This is a genomic window from Collinsella sp. UBA1693 (assembly GCF_002320115.1).
In the GTDB taxonomy this organism is placed as follows: domain Bacteria; phylum Actinomycetota; class Coriobacteriia; order Coriobacteriales; family Coriobacteriaceae; genus Collinsella; species Collinsella tanakaei.
The window spans coordinates 1-3,327 of record NZ_DCJT01000004.1; the positions used below are offsets into that span (position 1 = coordinate 1).

Annotated in this window: 3 protein-coding genes; all 3 read right to left on the minus strand. The window is 55.2% G+C overall.

The genetic code is table 11. The annotated features are described in order from the left end of the window. Nucleotides 1-50: 50 nt before the first annotated feature. The 3 genes from B3H65_RS02265 to licT all read right to left on the minus strand — a co-directional run bounded on the left by B3H65_RS02265 (nt 51) and on the right by licT (nt 3,073). The gene (locus tag B3H65_RS02265) at nt 51-557 is read right to left on the minus strand and encodes an RDD family protein (protein ID WP_286683971.1); all 507 of its coding nucleotides are present in this window, start codon (nt 555-557) and stop codon (nt 51-53) included. A gap of 75 nt (nt 558-632) precedes the next feature. After that, a complete protein-coding gene (locus tag B3H65_RS02270) occupies nt 633-2,135 on the minus strand; it encodes a PTS transporter subunit EIIC (protein ID WP_286683972.1) in 1,503 nt (500 codons plus the stop codon). Between the two features lie 77 nt (nt 2,136-2,212). Continuing rightward, the gene (gene licT / locus B3H65_RS02275) at nt 2,213-3,073 is read right to left on the minus strand and encodes a BglG family transcription antiterminator LicT (protein WP_286683973.1); all 861 of its coding nucleotides are present in this window, start codon (nt 3,071-3,073) and stop codon (nt 2,213-2,215) included. Between the last annotated feature and the right edge of the window lie 254 nt (nt 3,074-3,327).

The window sequence follows — 3,327 nt, forward strand, 5'->3', positions numbered from 1 at the left end:
TTCGATCAAGGGATGCACGGACATGGTATTCCTCCGTCTTATCAAACTGTTCAATTTGGAACAACATGGATTTTGAGAAAATAATCGAGCGTAGGCTCATGATCGGGGTCGCGGTGCATGATCAACCCAAAAACAACGTAATCAAGTACGAAGAACGCTGCCACAAAGGGCCCGCATGCAATCTTCAACACGCATTCCTGTGCGAACAGCTGGACCAAAGACCTAGGGCGTCGATCCCAACGCACAACTTTAAGGCGCAAAAGATGCTGGCCTATACTCGCGCCCGATTTCCACGGCACATACACCGATATCAGCAGGACCGTCAAAACCGCGCACAGAAGCATCAAGTTCCCCTGTTCACGCGTCGACTCCTCTAGGTAAAAGACATTCGCGCAAATATAGAAGATGCTCACGAAACCCGCACAGACCACGTAATCGACCAACCACGCGGCGAGCCTGCGCAGCGCTAAACCAAAACCAGAATCTGCGCGATTATGAGAGGGCTTCGATCCGTTCTCAACCTTAATCGAGCTCCCGCCCGTCCTGTCAACAGACATATAAACCCCTTCTCGTCAGTGGGGCGCCGATGCATCGACGCCCCACCACATCGCGCTCTTGCTACGCCTTCAAGGCTACTCGTCTATACCGAGTTCCTCAAGAACGGCAGTCTTGTACAAAATCGCCTTTGCGCCAAAGATGGCCTGGATGCCTCCGTCAACGTCGAGCACGCCGGCAGAGCCGAGCTTCTTGAACGCGTCGTGATCAACCTTGCTTACATCTTTCACTCCAACACGAAGGCGAGTGATGCAAGCATCCACATCCTCGATGTTATCGGCACCGCCCAGTGCCTGGATGATAACCTTCGCCTCATCGTTGAGGTCGTTCTTGGACGGAGCCTTGGGCTCCTCGATCGCGGCGGCGTCGTCATCACGGCCAGGGGTCTTGATGTCAAATTTGGTGATCAGGAAGCGGAACGTCACATAGTACAGGACAGCCCATGCGATGCCAAACGGGATCTCGAGGAGCCAGTTGGTCTTCGCGTTGCCCTGCATGATGCCAAACAGGAAGAAGTCGATGAAGCCGCCGGAGAACGTGTTACCGATCCTGATGTTCAGCAGGTCAGCGATAAGGAATGAGACGCCATCGAAGAATGCGTGCAGCACGTAAAGGGGCGGACAGACAAACAGGAACATGTACTCGAGCGGCTCGGTGATACCGGTCAGGAACGAGGTCATGGCGACGCCCAGGAAGAGGCCGGCGAACTTCTCGCGACGCTCTTTGGGAACGCAGTGATACATGGCCAGCGCTGCAGCGGGGAGACCGAACATCATGGTGGAGAAGCGGCCCGCGAAGAAACGGGTGCCCTCGGTGAACAGGCCCGTATGGGTAGGGTCGGCCAACTCGGCGAAGAAGATGTTCTGCGCGCCCACGACGGAGCTGCCGGCGACAACAGCGGTACCGCCCAGCTCGGTATACCAGAACATGGGATAGATCATGTGATGAAGGCCGATGGCACCGCACAGACGCATGAGGAAGCCGTAGAAGAAGGTTCCGATTACGCCAGCCGCGGAGATAGCTTCACCTGCGGCGACAAGCAGCTGCTGAAACGGAGGCCAGATGATGTAGAACATAGCGCCAACAAAGATGGCGGCAAGGCTTGTGACGATGGGTACGAAGCGAGATCCGCCAAAGAATCCCAGCACCTGCGGCAGCTGAATGTTCTGGTAGCGATTGTGTAGGTTAACGGCGACCAAACCGATAACGAGCGCGCCGATGACGCCGGTATCAATAGCAGAGCCATCGGGGTTGAAAATCGAAAGCAGCGTCGAGGAGGTCGCGGTCATGACCAGGTAGCCAACAACGCCGGCAAGCGCGGCGACGCCCTTATCGCGACAGGCGAGGCCGATGCACAAACCAATGCACAGCAGCATGGGAAGATTGCCGAACACGACGTTGCCCGCCGCGCTCATGACCTTGAAGACCGCCTGTAGCCAAGGCACATCAAGCATGGGGTACGCGGCAATTGTTGCGGCGCTACTGAAAGCACCGCCGATACCCAGCAGCAAGCCCGCTGCCGGAAGGATAGCAATCGGCAGCATGAACGCTTTGCCGACCTTCTGCAATTGCTTAAACATACTCTCCTTCTTTCTCGTATCTCACTGTCCACTATTTCGCAAGCGCGATATCTCTGCTTCTCGCCCCCTTTCACCGGCTAAGAAAAACCGGCGCCCTTCCTCACGCGCTCGATATGTAAAGCAAGGTATAGACGCTCATCATCGGGAACAGAGCAGCCATGGGCCCGCTCGGCACGCGAAGCGATCTCCTCCGCGCAATCGTACGCGTCTGGATACTCCCTTGCCACCGTCGCATAAAGCTGGCGATCGCGAGCGCCCACGGAGCCCCTCGGCATCTCTGACATAACGATGTGCTGAGCGAAGAACTTAAGATGAACCATAAACCGGTAGTAGGCGATCGACCCATCGTCCAATTTCATATCAAAGCGCTTTTGGACGATGTCGAGCGAATCGTGGATGATATTAGCCATGGTCGCAGCGGTCTGCATGCCCATGCCGCCGGTCTCTGCATTGACAAAATGCATGGCTATAAAGCCCGCCTCTTCTTGGGGAAGCGTGACGTTGAAAACGCGGTCGATGAATGCGATAGCAGTCTTGGCGCAGGCATATTCATCTGGATAGACCATTTTGATCTCGAAATTAAGCCTGTTGTCGAGCGCCTGCCCCTTGCGCGCCCGCTCGACTGCAAAATGAATGTGGTCTGTCAGCGCAAGGTATATGCCGTCATCGAGGTCCCTGCCCATTCGCAGTTTGGCATGCTCGACAATGGCCTGAGTCGCTTCAAAATACTCTTCTGGAATGGACTTCACCAGCTGGCCGAGCTTGCCCGACAGCTCATCGACATGCTGGGTAAACAGACGCTCAACATCGTTCTCATCAATGAGGTCGCCATGCTTGCGCCCAAATGCGACGCCTCGCCCCATGGCGATGCAATCGTTGCCACGAGAATCAACCACAATGGCGATATTGTTGTTGAGTACCTTAGCGACGCGCAGCATAAACAAGAGACCTTTCGATCGTTAATTAAAAAGGCGACACCGAAAGCGGCTATACGCCAACTTTCGGTGTCGCCTGCCAAACAGTCACGATCCTCATCAAGTTGATAAAATGGTACGTTGATAGAGGTGGTCCTGTCAACGCGTTCAGCCAAATCATTCGCCAAGTGGTAACACATAGGAAACGCTAGGTCTCATTCAATTAACGCTGCGGCCCCTACTCTTCCAGCGCAGCCTTGAACCAGCTGGTGAGGCTG